The sequence below is a fragment of the Rhodococcus sp. NPDC059969 genome (assembly GCF_042738325.1).
GTDB lineage: Bacteria > Actinomycetota > Actinomycetes > Mycobacteriales > Mycobacteriaceae > Rhodococcus_F.
Genome location: NZ_JBHWUF010000001.1, coordinates 483,582 through 498,425, shown reverse-complemented (window position 1 = coordinate 498,425; position 14,844 = coordinate 483,582). Strand labels below are relative to the sequence as shown.

The 14,844-nt window shown below is 61.8% G+C and carries 15 protein-coding genes; 11 read left to right on the top strand and 4 right to left on the bottom strand.

The annotated features are described in order from the left end of the window. Nucleotides 1-9: 9 nt before the first annotated feature. Entirely contained in the window at nt 10-3,366 is a 3,357-nt protein-coding gene (lysX, locus tag ACFWAD_RS02340) for a bifunctional lysylphosphatidylglycerol synthetase/lysine--tRNA ligase LysX (protein ID WP_378541074.1), read from the bottom strand. Nucleotides 3,367-3,454: 88 nt separating this feature from the next. Here lysX and ACFWAD_RS02335 point away from each other — a divergent pair, with 88 nt between their 5' ends. Continuing rightward, nucleotides 3,455-3,682, top strand: a complete 228-nt coding sequence (locus ACFWAD_RS02335; RefSeq protein WP_003943569.1) for an RNA-binding S4 domain-containing protein — start codon at nt 3,455-3,457, stop codon at nt 3,680-3,682. 15 nt (nt 3,683-3,697) lie between these two features. Here the strand turns inward: ACFWAD_RS02335 and rraA are convergent, their stop codons facing one another. Next, nucleotides 3,698-4,174, bottom strand: a complete 477-nt coding sequence (gene rraA, locus ACFWAD_RS02330; RefSeq protein WP_003943552.1) for a ribonuclease E activity regulator RraA — start codon at nt 4,172-4,174, stop codon at nt 3,698-3,700. A 148-nt stretch (nt 4,175-4,322) separates the two neighbouring features. On the opposite strand from rraA, the gene ACFWAD_RS02325 reads away from it, so the two are divergent. The 4 genes from ACFWAD_RS02325 (at nt 4,323) to ACFWAD_RS02310 (ending at nt 8,234) form a co-directional block, all read left to right on the top strand. Continuing rightward, nucleotides 4,323-5,291 (top strand): DUF2332 domain-containing protein, encoded by a 969-nt coding sequence (locus tag ACFWAD_RS02325; protein WP_378541073.1) that lies wholly within the window; start codon nt 4,323-4,325, stop codon nt 5,289-5,291. An 83-nt stretch (nt 5,292-5,374) separates the two neighbouring features. Then, nucleotides 5,375-6,631, top strand: coding sequence for an MFS transporter (locus ACFWAD_RS02320; protein ID WP_378541071.1), 1,257 nt, complete (start codon nt 5,375-5,377; stop codon nt 6,629-6,631). Further along, complete coding sequence (locus ACFWAD_RS02315; protein WP_378541069.1) at nt 6,628-7,857, top strand: LLM class flavin-dependent oxidoreductase; 1,230 nt, start codon at nt 6,628-6,630, stop codon at nt 7,855-7,857. Before ACFWAD_RS02320 ends, ACFWAD_RS02315 begins: the two co-directional genes overlap by 4 nt. Then, the gene (locus ACFWAD_RS02310; protein ID WP_007735825.1) at nt 7,854-8,234 is read left to right on the top strand and encodes a MerR family transcriptional regulator; all 381 of its coding nucleotides are present in this window, start codon (nt 7,854-7,856) and stop codon (nt 8,232-8,234) included. Before ACFWAD_RS02315 ends, ACFWAD_RS02310 begins: the two co-directional genes overlap by 4 nt. Before the next feature lie 97 nt (nt 8,235-8,331). On the opposite strand, the gene ACFWAD_RS02305 is transcribed toward ACFWAD_RS02310, so the two are convergent. Next, nucleotides 8,332-8,955 carry a TetR/AcrR family transcriptional regulator gene (locus ACFWAD_RS02305; protein WP_378541066.1) on the bottom strand — a complete coding sequence of 208 codons (624 nt, stop codon included), beginning with the start codon at nt 8,953-8,955 and terminating at the stop codon, nt 8,332-8,334. Between the two features lie 124 nt (nt 8,956-9,079). Between ACFWAD_RS02305 and ACFWAD_RS02300 the strand changes: the two genes are divergently transcribed. The 6 genes from ACFWAD_RS02300 to ACFWAD_RS02275 all read left to right on the top strand — a co-directional run bounded on the left by ACFWAD_RS02300 (nt 9,080) and on the right by ACFWAD_RS02275 (nt 13,841). Further along, nucleotides 9,080-10,303, top strand: coding sequence for a phosphotransferase family protein (locus ACFWAD_RS02300; protein ID WP_378541063.1), 1,224 nt, complete (start codon nt 9,080-9,082; stop codon nt 10,301-10,303). Beyond that, the gene (locus ACFWAD_RS02295; RefSeq protein ID WP_378541061.1) at nt 10,300-11,463 is read left to right on the top strand and encodes a hypothetical protein; all 1,164 of its coding nucleotides are present in this window, start codon (nt 10,300-10,302) and stop codon (nt 11,461-11,463) included. Before ACFWAD_RS02300 ends, ACFWAD_RS02295 begins: the two co-directional genes overlap by 4 nt. A 52-nt stretch (nt 11,464-11,515) precedes the next feature. Then, nucleotides 11,516-12,460 (top strand): tyrosine-protein phosphatase, encoded by a 945-nt coding sequence (locus ACFWAD_RS02290; RefSeq protein ID WP_378541059.1) that lies wholly within the window; start codon nt 11,516-11,518, stop codon nt 12,458-12,460. 129 nt (nt 12,461-12,589) lie between these two features. Next, nucleotides 12,590-12,865 (top strand): type II toxin-antitoxin system Phd/YefM family antitoxin, encoded by a 276-nt coding sequence (locus ACFWAD_RS02285; protein ID WP_374105663.1) that lies wholly within the window; start codon nt 12,590-12,592, stop codon nt 12,863-12,865. Beyond that, nucleotides 12,862-13,143 carry a type II toxin-antitoxin system RelE/ParE family toxin gene (locus ACFWAD_RS02280; protein WP_378536308.1) on the top strand — a complete coding sequence of 94 codons (282 nt, stop codon included), beginning with the start codon at nt 12,862-12,864 and terminating at the stop codon, nt 13,141-13,143. Before ACFWAD_RS02285 ends, ACFWAD_RS02280 begins: the two co-directional genes overlap by 4 nt. Nucleotides 13,144-13,376: 233 nt before the next feature. Next, nucleotides 13,377-13,841: a GNAT family N-acetyltransferase gene (locus tag ACFWAD_RS02275; protein WP_378541057.1), complete on the top strand. Its 465-nt coding sequence runs from the start codon at nt 13,377-13,379 to the stop codon at nt 13,839-13,841. A 24-nt stretch (nt 13,842-13,865) separates the two neighbouring features. Here the strand turns inward: ACFWAD_RS02275 and ACFWAD_RS02270 are convergent, their stop codons facing one another. Beyond that, nucleotides 13,866-14,762, bottom strand: a complete 897-nt coding sequence (locus tag ACFWAD_RS02270; protein ID WP_378536312.1) for an oxygenase MpaB family protein — start codon at nt 14,760-14,762, stop codon at nt 13,866-13,868. Between the last annotated feature and the right edge of the window lie 82 nt (nt 14,763-14,844).

Below are 14,844 nucleotides of genomic sequence, written 5' to 3'. Positions count from 1 at the left end.
GAATCCGGACTACTGACGCGGTTTCGCGAGGGGGAAGGCCAGCGTCTCGCGGATGCTGCCACCCGTGATCAGCATGACGATTCGGTCGACGCCCATCCCGAGACCACCCGTCGGCGGCATCGCGTGTTCGAGAGCCTGGAGGAAATCCTCGTCCAATTCCATTGCTTCGGGGTCACCGCCGGCCGCCAGCATCGACTGCTCGGTGAGCCTGTTGCGCTGATCCACGGGGTCCGTCAGCTCGCTGTACGCGGTTCCGAGTTCGACACCCCACGCCACCAGGTCCCACTTCTCGGCGACGCCGGGGATGCTGCGATGAGGCCGGGTGAGCGGCGACATCGAGGTGGGGAAGTTGGTGTAGAACGTCGGGAACTCCGTGTAGTCCTCTACCAGGTGCTCGTACATTTCCTGCGCAATGGCGCCGGTGTCCCAGCTGGACTGGTACGGGATCTCGTTGGCGTCGCACAGCTTCTGCAGGTCTTCGAGACTCGTCTCGGGGGAGACGTCGACACCAAGTTTTTCGGCGACGGCGCCGTGCATCGTCTTCACCGGCCACTCACCGGAGATGTCGACCTCGACCAGTTCGCCGTCCGGGCCGGGTCGCATGATGATCTCGCGACCGAACGCTGCGACGGCCGCCGCCTGGATCAACTCGCGGCACATCCGCATCATGCCCTCGTAGTCGCTGTGCGCCTCGTACGCCTCGAGGATCGTGAACTCGGGATTGTGTTTGAAGTCGACGCCCTCGTTGCGGAACACGCGGCCGATCTCGAACACCTTCTCCATACCGGCGACGCACAGGCGCTTCAGGTACAGCTCGGGTGCGATGCGGAGATAGAGGTCGAGGTTGTACGCGTTGATGTGTGTCAGGAACGGAGCGGCATTCGCGCCGCCGTGCACCTGCTGCAGAATCGGGGTCTCGACTTCGAGGTATCCGCGACCACCGAGTGAATCGCGCAGCGACTTCACGACGGCGCTTCGGGCCTCGAGCAGTTCGCGGGCCTTCGGGTTGAGGGCGATGTCGAGGTACCGCTGGCGGACGCGGGTCTCTGGATCCGAGAGGCCCTTCCACTTGTCCGGCAGCGGGTGCAGGCACTTGCCGTTCATGCGCCACTCGACGGCGATGAGCGACAGCTCGCCCTTGCGGCTGCGTCCGATGGTTCCACTGACTTCGATCAGGTCACCGAGATCGAACTCGGCGGCGAACTCCGCCAACTTCTCGCGGCCGACGTTGTCCTGGTCGACCAGAACCTGAATGTCGCCGGACCAGTCGCGCACGTCCGTGAACACGACTCCGCCGTAGTCGCGAACCCTCAGCAGGCGTCCCGCGATTCGTACACGGGTGCCCTCCGGCGACTTCGCTGCGGCCGCGATCGTATGCGTCGGCGGGTAGGCGACGGGGTAGGCGGCGATTCCTTCGTCGGCCAGTTGCGCGAGTTTGTTCATGCGCACGCGGACCTGCTCGGGTCGACGCGGACCGTTGGTCGTGAACGACGGCGCCGAGTCCGGCGGGCTGCCGTCGGCGTGCAGTCCTTCGGACGTCACCAGAGCGGCGGGCACCGCCACATGCGTGCCGGTGTGCTTGACGACCTGGCTCGACTTGCGCCCGAAACTGGGCAGCACCACAAAGCCTTCGGCGATGGCCGACGCGAATCCGACGCGCGGCAGTTCGCGGTTGTCCTCGAAGCAGAGGAAGCGTGGCTCCCAATCAGGCTGGTACTTCACATTCGAGCGGTACAGGGCTTCGAGTTGCCACCAGCGCGAGAAGAAGACGAGCACCGAGCGCCAAATGCGGAGGATCGGGCCGGCGCCGATGCGCGAACCTTCCTCGAATACCGAGCGGAACACGGCGAAGTTGAGCGAGACCCGTACGACGCCGATCTCGTCCGAGCGTGTGGCCAACTCCGCGACCATCAATTCGATGACTCCGTTGGGCGCAGTCGGCTTGCGACGCATCAGATCGAGCGAAACGCCGTTCGGTCCCCACGGCACGAGCGAGAGCATGCCGACGACGCTTTCGTCCTCGGTGCCTTCACCCATGACGGCTTCGACGAGGAGGCAGTCGCCGTCGAGGTGATCGCCCAGTCGGCCGAGCGCCATGGAGAAGCCGCGCTCGGTGTCGGTGTCGCGCCAGTCGTCGGCGCGGATGATGACGGCCGACATGTCCTCCGGCGGGACGTCGCGATGGCGTCGCATCCGGACAGTGACGCCGTGGCGCCTCACGCGGGTGACGGCCTGACGGACGGGGCGCATGTCGCGTCCGTTGAGATTGAACTCGCGGGTGCGCAGGATCGCTTCGTCACCGAGTTGCAGGACGCTCAGGCCCGCCTTCTTGTACGCCGTCGCTCCGGTTTCGCTGGCGCCCATGACTGCCGTCGCCCAGCCGTACTGCGACGCGAGCCCCTGCCACGCTTCGATGGCGTGCGGCCACGCTTCGGGATCGCCGATGGGATCACCGCTGGCGAGGCAGACGCCGATCTCGACGCGGTACGTGATGGCCGCCTTGCCGCTCGGCGCGAAGATGACCGCCTTGTCGCGGCGGGTGGCGAAGTAAGCGAGAGAGTCGTCGGCACCGAAGTTCTGGATCAACCCGCGGATCGCGGACTCGTCGTTTCCGGTGAGGGCGTTGTTGGAGCGTTGCGCGCGGAAGAGCGTCATGACGGCTGCGAGTAGCGCGATGGCACCGAGGAGACCGAGGACCGTGTTGACGAAGACGCGCGGGTGACCGTCGAACACCTCGTTGTCGACCGAAGCCGCAGCGGTGACGCGGTTCAGAGCCCACAGGAATCGTTGGTTCTGCGGCAGGTCGCCCGGGAAGAGTTCGACCAGACCCCAACCGATCACGGTCGCGACAGCCATACCGCCGACCAGTACGCCGAGAGCTTTCCAGCCGGCACCGCGTCGTACGCGTGTGTAGAACTCGGGCCTCGCAGCGATCAGGATTCCGATCACGATCAGCAGAACCACAACTGCCACGGCGTTGTTCGGGTTCTTGTCGACGATCGCGGAGGCGATGTTCGTGAGGGTGATCAGCGCCAGGTAGATCGTCAGCAGCCACCAGGCGATGCGCTTGCGGCTCGCGAGGGCAGCGGCGAGCAGGGCGACGACGAGCGCCCACGACAGGCTCGTATCGGGTGCGTCGAAGTAGTAGCTGTCGATGTATTCGCGTGGGACGCGGAGGATGTGCCGCAGTACCGGCGAGATGCTCCACAGGAACACCAGTACGGAGAAGACTCCGAGGATCAGTCCCGAGATATGGGGAACCTGGCTGAACCGCCCTTTGCGGAATCGACGCGCCTGGCGCGGATTTTCGGGTGGCGATTCCACCAACTCTGCAGTGGTGTCCGATACCTCGGTCAATGGTGCCATCGAGCTTCCTCTCCTACCGGTCGATCAGATCCTCACGCTAAGTGTGGTCTGTCGTGTCCAGTTTTGTGGGAGGAGGAAGATGATTGACATGACCGACAACATTCCAGCAGTACCCATCCGCGACGAAATGATTCGGCTCGGTCAGTTTCTCAAGCTCGCGAACCTCATCGAATCGGGCGCGGAGGCCAAGGAAGTGATCGCCGACGGCATGGTTTCGGTCAACGGTGAGGTCGAAGATCGCCGTGGCCGTCAGCTTCGTGACGGCGATGTCGTCGAGATCGGCGGGATGGCCGCCAAAGTGGAAGCCCCCGCCTGACCCCGCGACTTCTGACTAGCTTTCGCGAACTACGACGCCGTCCTGGTCGCTGTAGACGATCTCGCCGGGGTTGAAGGTGACGCCGCCGATTTCGATCGGCACGTTCTTCTCACCCGAACCGGTCTGAGTGCTCTTGCGCGGGTTGGTACCCAAAGCCTTGACGCCGATGTCGAGGGTGCGCAGGATCGCCGAGTCGCGGACGGCTCCGTTGACGATGACGCCGGCCCAGCCGTTGTCGACGCCGCGGCCGGCGATGATGTCGCCGACCAGGGCGGTGTGGATGCTTGCGTCACCGTCGACGACGAGGACTCCACCGTTGCCCGGTTCGCTGAGGGTCTGCTTCACGAGCAGGTTGTCCTGGAAGCACTTGATGGTGGTGATGGGGCCGGCAAAAACTTCACGTCCACCGAACTGGGTGAACTGCGTGTCGCAGCTGCGGATGTCGGGTCCGATCTCGTCGGCAAGGTCAGCGGTCGCTACAGGCTCGGTCATGCCCCACAGGATAGTCGGCGGGGTTCGCGCCTGGTTGTCGTCGGGGAGGGTTCTCAGGCCAGTACGCCTGACGTCGGGGACGTCTTCGAGTTACGTCGGCGTGATCGAAAACCTTTCCGCACCACGCGCCATCCGGTAGACATCGACGGTGGACACATCGCGCTGGTACCGATCGTTCGCGGAAGTGGAGGCTCGAGGGAACTCAGCGATCTACGAGGAATGGGGCATCGGCGTATCGGAGGATCCAGCAGTCCTCGCTCTGGTCGATCGGCTTCCAGAACCCCGCAGGCAACCCAACCTGGTGTTCGGGGCGAGCCGTCACCTCGGTGCCCCGGTTGAGCCGTACGCGTCGTTCCGCCGGTGGTTGAGCGAGAACTGGTCAGAGGTGGAACAACTTGCGCGGATCCGGACTACACAGACCAATGAAGCAGGCCGCGTTGCTGTGTTGCTTCCCGTTCTCGGGTTGTTGAAGGGCCCGCTCTCCCTCATCGAAGTCGGTGCTTCGGCAGGCCTGTGCCTTTATCCGGACCGCTACAGCTTTCTCTACGACGGCGAAAGGTATCTGCATCCAGTAGATGGTCCGTCCACCGTTCTGCTGGAGTGTGCGACGACCGGCAGTCCGCCGATTCCGGAGAGAGTCCCAGACGTGTTGTACCGGGCGGGCATCGACCTGAACCCACTCGATGTAGGCGACACCGACGACATGAGATGGTTGGAGAGTCTTGTGTGGCCGGAACAGGACCACCGCCGGCGGCGACTGCGCGACGCAGCGGCACTCGCTCGTGCGGATCCGCCTCATCTGGTTCGCGGAGATCTCACGTCGGCTGTTGCCGATCTCGTCGAGTGTGCGCCACGGGAAACAACGATCGTGGTCTTTCACAGTGCGGTACTCAACTACCTGACCCCAACTGCCAGAGATGAATTCGCAGAAGCTGTTCGCGCTTTGCCATGTCGCTGGATAGCGAACGAAGGTCTCGGGGTTCTGCCCGAAGTCGATGCCAAGTTGACGGCATCACCAGAGGCGCGCCGTGGGAAGTTTGTTGTTTCTCTTGACGGCACACCTCACGGGCTAGCCGGTGGACACGGGCAGTTCCTCGACTGGATAGACCAAACTTGAACGGCATCAGATTGATTGATTCGCGGTCCGATCTTCGCGGAGAGCTTGACCTTCACATTGATGTGAAGGTTGACAATCGTTTCATGGCAGACGACATCGATTCAAAGCACCACACATCAGGAGCGAAACAGTTTCTTGCGGAACATGATCGCGGGGAAGCACTTCCGCTCGTTCCCCTGCTGGCGTTGTTCGCGTCCGTCTTCATCACCAGCCTGACGGAAACGCTCCCAGCGGGAGTGTTGCCGGCAATGAGCGAAGGTCTCGATGTCAGTGAATCGGCCGCCGGGCAGACGATCATGATCTACGCGCTGGGGACGGCGCTGACGACAATTCCCCTGGTTGCAGCGACGGCGTCTTGGTCACGAAAGGTGTTACTGCTGAACTCGATTCTCGGGTTTGCGTTCGCCAACACGGTTACTGCATTTTCTTCCGACTATTTTCTGACGATGACCGCCCGGTTCATTGCGGGAGTTGCTGCAGGTATCGCCTGGGCATTGCTCGCCGGATACGCCAGAAGTCTTGCCCCGAAACATCTCGAGGGTCGCGCCATCGCGTTCGCGATGGCCGGAATTCCGCTCGCTCTCGCGCTCGGCGTTCCGTTCGGGACATACTTGGGCAACGCTACCGGGTGGCGGGCACCGTTCTATCTCATGTCGATACTGGCTGTTGCGCTACTCGTTGCAATCGCGGTGTCGGTTCCCGATCGTCCAGGTCGGCCCCGCGACCGTAGACGGCGAAGCATGTTCGAGGCGGCACGCATTCCCGGTGTCGACGCAGTTCTGATCGTGACGTTCACGGTGGTGTTGGGCCACACCATCCTGTATGCGTACATCGCTCCGTTCCTCGAGTCGATCGGAATGGGAGATGACAATGACCTCGTTCTATTGACCTTCGGAGTGGCATGCCTGATCAGCATTGTTGTTGTGGGCAAACAAATCTACACGCGACTACGGACCTTTGCCTTTGTCGGTGCCATCCTGATTGCGGTCGCCGCAACCATACTGGCAATGACCACGGGGGATGCGCTGCTCGTCTACTTGGCAGCTGCCGTATGGGGATTGGGGTGGGGTGGAATTCCGACTCTGCTGCAAACTTCGGCAGCGGTTGCTGCGGGCTCACACGCAGACGAGGCTCAAGCGGTTCTCACGACGCTGTGGAACGGTGCGATGGCAGCAGGTGCGGTGATGGGTGGAGTTCTGTTGTCTCTCAACGGTGCTCGATCCCTCCCGTGGTGGACGGTCGCACTAGCCCTGCTCTGCGTGGTGATCATGTGGGCCGCACGCGGAGACGGGTTCCGGTCACCTGCACAAATCCATCAGGAAGGTCAGGCACACGCATGAACGCAACGCCGTCGATTCAAAGGCCGCCGATCCATCGGTCACCGGTCATCGGTATCGCGCTGGAACCAGCTGGCTGGCATCCGGCGGCATGGCGATTGCAGGGGCATGCCCCTGCCGAACTCTTCACTGCTCACTACTGGTCGGAGTTGTTGCGCGACATAGATGCATCGGTCCTCGATTTTGTCACTTTCGAAGAATCGATCGGTTTGCAGTCGTCGGACTTCAGGAGAATCGACGACAAGGAAGACCAGGTTCGTGGTCGGTTGTCGCCGGTAGCGTTGACGGCACTGGCTGTTTTCGGGACGCAGAGAGTCGGCGTGATCGCCGCGAGAAACCTGACTCACAGTGAGCCATACAGTATCGCCACCGAAATCGCATCGCTCAATCTCTTGAGCGGGGGCCGAGTCGGCCTCCGTGCCCAGATCACTTCGCGAAGCATCGACAGACGTCATTTCGTTCGTCCGCAACCCGTGCCGGAGTTGAGAGAGTCCGACATCTACTTCCCCGAATTGATTGGAACCCGACTGGAGCAGGTCTTCTCGAGAGCGACCGAGTCGATCGAAATACTCCGAGCATTGTGGTCGACATGGACCGAAGGCGCACTCCAAGAAGGCGCCGATGGCCGATTCGTCGATATCGACAAGATCTCTGACAAGTCAATTGTGACAACGAATTTCGAGGTTTCCGGGCCACTCGCCGTCCCTGTTGCAGAAGGCTTGAGACCTGTCGTTGTCGCGCTGGCGCATCACGCCCAAGTTCCTTATCGGTTGGCCGCTGCCTCGGCTGATGTCATCCTGGTGACGCCAACTCCGAGTGTCAATGGTGTCACCATCGGTGATGTTCTCGACGCTGTCAATGCTGAATGTGTTGCAGTGCAGCGAAATTTGATCGATGAGCCGCTGGCGATCCTGGTGGATCTCGTGGTCTTCCTCGGCGCGACCCATTCTGAGGCGGTGCAGCAGAAGCGTGCCCTCGACAAGTTGTCAGGCGCACCGTATTCATCCGACACCGACATTTTTGTCGGTTCGGTGGGTGAACTGATGCACCGGATCGACGAACTCGTATCGGCTGGCGCGCATGGCGTGCGACTGCGGCCAGCGGTGAACGGCCGGGACATCCCACTTCTCCTCGAACAGTTTCCCGCTGCCTTCGGGGCGAGCACCCGGGTGCGCACGTTGCGAGAGCGTCTCCAGACAGCGTCGCTCGAAACATCGGCGACCACATGAAGATCGGCGAGCTGTCGGAAGCGACACGGGTATCCCGCCGTCTCTTGCGGTATTACGAGGAGCAAAGCCTGATTGCTCCGAGACGATCCGAAAACAGTTACCGCGACTACGACGAACGAATGGTTGACCGGGTTTTTCAGATACGCGGGTTGTTGGACATGGGTTTCCCGACGCGAGTGATCCGGCAGATCCTTCCTTGCCTGGACCAAGAACGCGTCATTCACATGAGCGATGTGACACCGGAGATGCTGTCGATGCTCGAGGCGGAGGCGTCGGGACTTGACGAGAAGATCAGCTTTCTGGTGAAAAATCGCGACGCCATCCGTGAATACATCGCAGAAGTTAGGCAGCGACAGACGGTCCCACTCGATGGGTGAACGTCGATGGATGAACACTGAGCGTGCTGTCAGTTGGTCCGGACCATGCCTATGTCCATCGTTTCGCGCGTGGCAGCGCAAACCAACGGTTCAGGGTTCAGCGGTCGTCGGGAAGGATGCCGTTCAGCACTATGTCGGCGAGTGAGTCGGCGAACGGTCCCGGGTCTGGGACGTCCCGAACCGACATCGCGAAGATGGCCGCACCTGCCATGATGTCGAGAAGAGCGTCGGCGTCGACGCCACTTCGGATGTCGCCTCGTTCCCTCGCCGCTTCCAGTCGACGGTTCAGCTCGACGCGGACTCCGGCCAGTTGCCGCACCACCAGAACCTCACGCAATTCCGCGTTTGTTCGCACTTCGCTCATCAGCCCGGGTGCAGCGGCTCGCGTGGCGGGAGCTGCGAACAGTGCAACCGCGCCGTGCACCAGCGCGCGGATCTGATCCGTGATCGTGCCCTCGGTGCCGAGTTCGGTGTCGATGTCGGCGCCCTGTTCGACGTCGAGCACCGGGTAAATCGCGTCGTTGACGATGTGCGCCTTCGACGGCCACCGACGGTAGATCGCCGGGCGCCCCACTCCCGCACGGGTGGCGATGGCGTCGATGGACGTGCCCGCATACCCCTTTTCTTCCAACAGTTGCCTGGTCGCGTCCAGTACTGCGTCGTCGATTGCAGGGTTTCGCTGCGGGCCCAGGCGGTGCTGAGTTTCGGAATCTTTGGACATTTTCGGCAAATCCCTTGCGGTATCGCTGTGATGGCCGTTACATTCTGTCACGGCTTTAGTCGATACATATTGTATCGACAATCGGCACGTGCGCATCGGCGCCACCGAACCACGAGGAGTGGTGATGAACCTTCGAACCGAAACAGAAACCTCAGGCGAGAATCCCGACTACGCCGAATTCGCCAGACCCGGCGAATCCCGAAACGACCCGACCGAGATGCGGCGCAACCTCGAAAGCTGGCTCGCTACCGTGCTGTGGCGAGGCTCGAAACCTTCCGTGACCTCGGTCGAGGTGCCGGCCGCGAACGGCATGTCCAACGAAACCGTGCTTTTCGACGCGACGTGGATCGAGGACGGTGTCCGTGCCGAGCACCGCCTTGTCGCCCGAATCGCACCGCGAGACAGCGCGGTGCCGATCTTTCCGTCGTACAACCTGGACCAGCAGTTTCAGGTGATGAGCGCCGTCGCCGCACACACCTCGGTGCCGGTCCCGCGGGTGTACTGGTCCGAGAGCAATCCGGACGCACTCGGCGGCGAGTTCTTCGTGATGGAGCGCCGCGACGGCGAAATTCCGCCCGATGTCATGCCGTACACGTTCGGATCCTGGCTCTCGGCAGCTTCGGCCGACGACTGTTCTCGACTCCAGCAGTCATCGGTCCGTGTACTCGCGGAGTTGCACGCGATGGCCGATCCGCACCTGGCTCTCCCCGAGTTGTGCCGCGGCGGTGCCGAACCGACTGGCACAGAGGCACTTCGCGCCCACCTCGAGGAGCAGCGAAGCTATTACGAGTGGGCAACAGCCGACGGACCAGGATCTCCTTTGATCGAGCGCGGTTTCGACTGGATCGAGACGAACTTTCCCGTCGATGCCGGTGCAGCCGTGCTCAGTTGGGGTGACTCGCGGATCGGAAACATCATCTACCGCGACTTCGAACCGGCGGCGGTCCTCGATTGGGAGATGGCTACGCTGGGGCCACGTGAGCTGGACCTCGGCTGGATGATCTTCCAGCACAGGTTCTTCGAGGATCTTGCGGCCATGGCCGGCCTCCCCGGAATGCCGGACTTCCTGCGCCGTGAGGACGTGGCCGATGCCTACCGCTCGCTGTCCGGCCACCAGGTAGCGGATCTCGATTTCTACATCGTGTACGCCGCGTTGCGGCATGCGGTGATCATGTTCCGAGTTCAAAGCCGCGCAGTGGCTTTCGGTCAGGCCGAGTTCCCCGACAACCCGGACGAGATGATCCTGCACCACAAGACACTCGAAGCCATGCTCGACGGCACGTATTGGGCATCGCTTGCAACAGCACCGCTCGCAACAGCCCCCGTCACGACAGGAGAATCGCGATGACACTGTCCCCGCTCGACGACTACCCGGTACATCAGATCGCGGAGACCATCCGCCACGTGGGCACCTCGGATCGAAACTTCTACGATCGCTACTACTTCAACGCTCATGCCGGCGTCGACGGCGACACCGAGCCGCTGTTTCTCATCATCGGTCTCGGTCAGTACCCCAATCTTGGTGTATGCGACGGCTTTGCGGTTCTTCGGCGCGGCGAAGACCATATAGTCTTCCGGGCATCGCGAGCCTTGGGTGACGATCGAATGGACCTGTCAGTAGGCCCGCTGCGAATCGACATCATCGAGGGTCTGCACCGACTGCGTGTGGTGTTGGAACCGAGCCCCGAGGCGCCGGATCTGAGCTTCGACCTCACCTTCGAGTCCGACGGTCCGGCCAATCTCGAGGCCAGGCATTTCCACCGTCAGCTGGAACGAGTCACCTTCGACACCCAACGATTCGTCCAGACAGGCACGTGGTCCGGATCTCTGACCGTGGACGGCGACGTCATTCCCGTCACGCCGGAGACGTGGCGGGGTAATCGCGATCGGTCTTGGGGTGTTCGACCGGTCGGTGAAGCGGAACCACCTGGGCGCAAGGCGGATCCGGCGATAGCAGGCAGTCAGAACTTCTTCTGGATTTACTCGATCATGCAATTCGGCGACTTCACCGTCGTCACGATCGTTCAAGAAGATCAGCAGGGCCGCCGAATCCTCGAGGATGCCACTCGCGTCTGGGCGGACCGCTCGCGGGAGCCGGAGTGGTTGGGTCGACCGGACCACCAACTCACCTTCATCTCCGGTACACGCGAGGTGAAGAGCGGAACTCTGTACTTCCGGCGCCCCGGTGCACCAGGCGAGCCCGACCATATTATGGAGATCACCTGCGAACCGATACTGCCCAACTACATCGGTGTCGGCACGGGCTACGGACTCGAGCAGGATTGGCGCCACGGGATGTGGCAGGGCGAACTGGTGGTTCAAGGCCTGCGAGAAAAGGTTTCGGACATCGAACCGTGGAAGAAGATGCTGTGCCCGGTCGACAACCTTGCCCGGTTCACCCTCGTCGAGGACGGCGTAACCCGCATCGGGACAGGCCTGTTCGAGGTAGCAGTCATCGGACCCCATCAGCGATACGGATTTACCGGCATCGGTGACGTCGCACCTTAACTACAGATCACCGTAACTCCAGATCACCTCACACAGAGAAAGGCACTGCCACATGTCCACACGCACACGAATGTTGTTCGCTCGCACCGCGAAGGCCGCCGCACTTGTTGTCACCGGAGGTCTGTTGTTTGCCGCTCCCGCTACGGCAATCCCGCTTGACCTGGGTTCCCTGGGCACGGGATCACTCGGTTCGGTCGATCTCGGCTCACTCGATCCGGTGCTCGCGCCGACACCGAACTTGGCCTCCGTGGCCAACTTTCGCGACATCGCAGGAAACGACGGGACGGGATACGCCACCGCAGATGGCTCGCACCTTAAGCGCGGCGTCATCTACCGGTCCAATGCGTTGACCGCGACCAGCGACGCCGACAAGGCGACGCTCACCGGTCTCGGACTTGCCGACGCCTATGACCTGCGCGGTGCAACCGAGATCTCCAACCCGTTCATCGGTGGCGCAGACAAGCTTCCGGACGGCGTGACGTACACGAACATCCCGATCGAGTTCAAGGATCTCACCCAGCTCGCCACAACCATCAAGTCGCCGGAAGAGGCCAAGCAGTTCTTGGTCGACACCAACCGCAGTTTTGTCACCGACCCCGTGCGGCGCGCCGGCTTCAAGCAGGTTCTCTCGAACATCGCTGCGAGTGACGGGGTGCAGTTGTTCCATTGCACCTCAGGCAAGGACCGCACGGGTTGGACCGCGATGTTGCTGCAGTCCATCGCCGGTGTTCCCGCCCAGACGATCATGGACGACTATTTGTTGAGCAACACCTACCTTCAGGCGACCAACCAGAAGATTCTCGCGCAGATCTCTCAGGCCCTGAGCCCGCAGGTGGCGACCAATCTCGAGCCCGCTCTCGGTGTCGACGCTTCGTATCTGGAGGCAGGTCTCGCGCAGATCGTCAGCGACTACGGAACCGTCGATGGTTATCTCACCGCAGGTCTCGGACTCGCTCCGGACACGATCGCGCTTCTGAAGTCAAAGCTCGTCGGCTAGTTTCACGCTGCTTAAACGCTTGAACGAAGGTGTACCGGTCTCCATCGAACTCCTGGTGGGCCTCGATCCCGGAGGTTGCCCTGCGACGCGGCGAGCGCACCTTAGCCTATGTGCGCTAGAATTATGTACATGACAACTCTCCCGGTGGCCGACGCCCGAGCGCAGCTCTCTCGTCTCGTCGACGAGGCCGAGCGCACACACGAACGGTTCGAGATCACCCGCAACGGGCATCGTGCCGCCGTGCTGCTCGGCGCCGACGACTATGACGCGTTGCGCGAGACGATCGCCGTGCTGGCCGATGAATCGCTACTGGCCGGACATCTGGCGGGAGTGGCTGAGGCGCAGGCCGGGGACACCCTCGATGCTGCCGGTTTGGCTGCGTTCCTGGGTAAGAGCGAGGAGTGAGCGGCTTTGACGAACCCTATGTCCTGGCGGTGGCGCGTTCTGCGGCTCGATCGCTGAAAGCGGGCTTGCCCGAGAAGGTTGCGGTCGCGGTCTACGCGTTCATCACCGGTCCGTTGCTCGAGAACCCTCACCGGGTCGGAAAGCGGCTCGATCCGCCGCTGGCTCCGGCGTATTCGGCGCGGCGCGGTACGTATCGGGTGCTGTACTTGATCGACGATGACGCCCGCCGGGTGACGGTCACCTCGATCGCGCACCGCTCCGATGCTTACCGCACCTGAAAAGCGTCTTAAAGTGAACAACTGCCCGGAGACTTGACACCGGGATTGCGATTACGGCTTGCTGCAGGATCCGCGCTCGTGCCAACCGGCCACATCGTTTTGCGTGACATCCAGTTTCCTGTACAAAGATGCGAAATCTTTTGAAGTGTGCTGACTTCCGCGGTCTGGGTAAATCCGAGATTGGTCAGTTCGGCACCAGCAAATGGTCTGATGCCGGAGGGTATTGTCGGATTGTGAACCAGGATCTGATCATTCGCCGCTACCAGCCCTCGGATGAGGACGTGGTCGTCGACCTGTGGTCTCGTGCAGCCCGCGAAGCCCACCCGTTTCTTGCGGGTGAGGGGACCGGTGAACGGGAGCAGAAGATGCGAGAGGTTTATCTGATTCAGGCCGACAATTGGGTGGCTGAGCACGGCTCCGAAGTTGTTGGCCTGTTGGGAATGATCGGCTCCGAAATCGGGGGACTGTTCGTCGCGCCGGCATCACAAGGGTTGGGCGTCGGGCGGGCGTTGGTCGAACATGCCGCCACCATGCACGGCGAGGTGACACTCGAGGTTTACACCCTCAACGAACGCGCCCGCAGATTCTACGAGTTGATGGACTTCGAAGAAGAGGGGCGTCGACACGACGCCGAGACAAACCATGAATTGATCACCCTGCGTCGTACTGGTCGCGACGCCTCCATAATTCAGGCATGACAGAGGCTATTCAGCACAGCGTTATTACGCTTGGGCCTGCTGGTCCGCCTGGAGGTGCTTGACCGGACATCCGGCGGGGAAGGTGCCGAGGTCTTCGACCTTGTAACCGTTCGGGTAGCTGCGGATGTTGGGCAGTTCGCGGGCGAATTTCCGCTTCGTGCGCACCGGGAAGAACCGCAGCAGACGCGCGCGGACTTTCAGCGCTCCGCGTGAGACGACGCGCATCGCGGTGCTCGGGTGCTTGTAGTGGAAGGCGTCGAGTAGGTGATCGTCCATGAGGGCGAACGCGAATCCCTTGACCAGAGCCTTCGGCGCCAGGTTGTTGGGCGGGAAGGTGCACATCAGTTCGAGGGTGGAATCGGCGACGGCCCGCGCACCCGGATCAAATGAAAAGTGTTCGCGCTCATAGTCGTCGAGAAGTTTGACGAACCCCTCGTAGGTGTCAGGCGTGTCCTTGATGTTCATGTACCGACCCAGGTGGCGGTAGTAGTTCGTCGACCCGACGATCTCGTTCTCGGTCATCTTTCGCCAGCCGTACGCGTCGAGCCATCTGACCGGCGTGACGACGAAGGTGGCCAGGACGTAGAGCATGTCGGCGTTGGAGATGTCGTACGAGCCGTGCATCTGATTCATTCGACGCACGCTCTTGCGGCCTTCGGTGCTGCTGAGGCCGTGCTCGAGGATCGCGTCGAGGATCAGGCTGGTGTCGTCGTAGCGTTTCTGAACCTTGTCGGTGAACTCGCCCGTGGAGAAGAGGAGCTTGCCGATGGAGGGGACTGCGTACGTGCGAAACAGCGCGAAGCTGAGCGCTTGATTGATGTCCCAGGGAAACTCCTGTGCCGCGAGAATGCGCGACATCTCTTCGTAATCGGTTTCGGGATCGAGTCGATCCGTGCGACTGCGGAGGTCGTAGCGCTTCATCTGAACACTCCATGGGGCTGGTCTGCATGCGGCAGAGGTAGGTGTGAGCTGCACCACCGACTGTAGTTCTGACAACACGCGT

Bases quoted from the DNA above. Each gene is read 5' to 3' on its own strand.
- rraA (WP_003943552.1), bottom strand. From the start codon at position 4,174: ATGACCGAGCCTGTAGCGACCGCTGACCTTGCCGACGAGATCGGACCC.
- ACFWAD_RS02310 (WP_007735825.1), top strand. From the start codon at position 7,854: ATGAAGATCGGCGAGCTGTCGGAAGCGACACGGGTATCCCGCCGTCTC.
- ACFWAD_RS02270 (WP_378536312.1), bottom strand. From the start codon at position 14,762: ATGAAGCGCTACGACCTCCGCAGTCGCACGGATCGACTCGATCCCGAA.
- ACFWAD_RS02300 (WP_378541063.1), top strand. From the start codon at position 9,080: ATGAACCTTCGAACCGAAACAGAAACCTCAGGCGAGAATCCCGACTAC.
- ACFWAD_RS02305 (WP_378541066.1), bottom strand. From the start codon at position 8,955: ATGTCCAAAGATTCCGAAACTCAGCACCGCCTGGGCCCGCAGCGAAAC.
- ACFWAD_RS02335 (WP_003943569.1), top strand. From the start codon at position 3,455: ATGACCGACAACATTCCAGCAGTACCCATCCGCGACGAAATGATTCGG.
- ACFWAD_RS02295 (WP_378541061.1), top strand. From the start codon at position 10,300: ATGACACTGTCCCCGCTCGACGACTACCCGGTACATCAGATCGCGGAG.
- lysX (WP_378541074.1), bottom strand. From the start codon at position 3,366: ATGGCACCATTGACCGAGGTATCGGACACCACTGCAGAGTTGGTGGAA.
- ACFWAD_RS02290 (WP_378541059.1), top strand. From the start codon at position 11,516: ATGTCCACACGCACACGAATGTTGTTCGCTCGCACCGCGAAGGCCGCC.
- ACFWAD_RS02320 (WP_378541071.1), top strand. From the start codon at position 5,375: ATGGCAGACGACATCGATTCAAAGCACCACACATCAGGAGCGAAACAG.
- ACFWAD_RS02285 (WP_374105663.1), top strand. From the start codon at position 12,590: ATGACAACTCTCCCGGTGGCCGACGCCCGAGCGCAGCTCTCTCGTCTC.
- ACFWAD_RS02315 (WP_378541069.1), top strand. From the start codon at position 6,628: ATGAACGCAACGCCGTCGATTCAAAGGCCGCCGATCCATCGGTCACCG.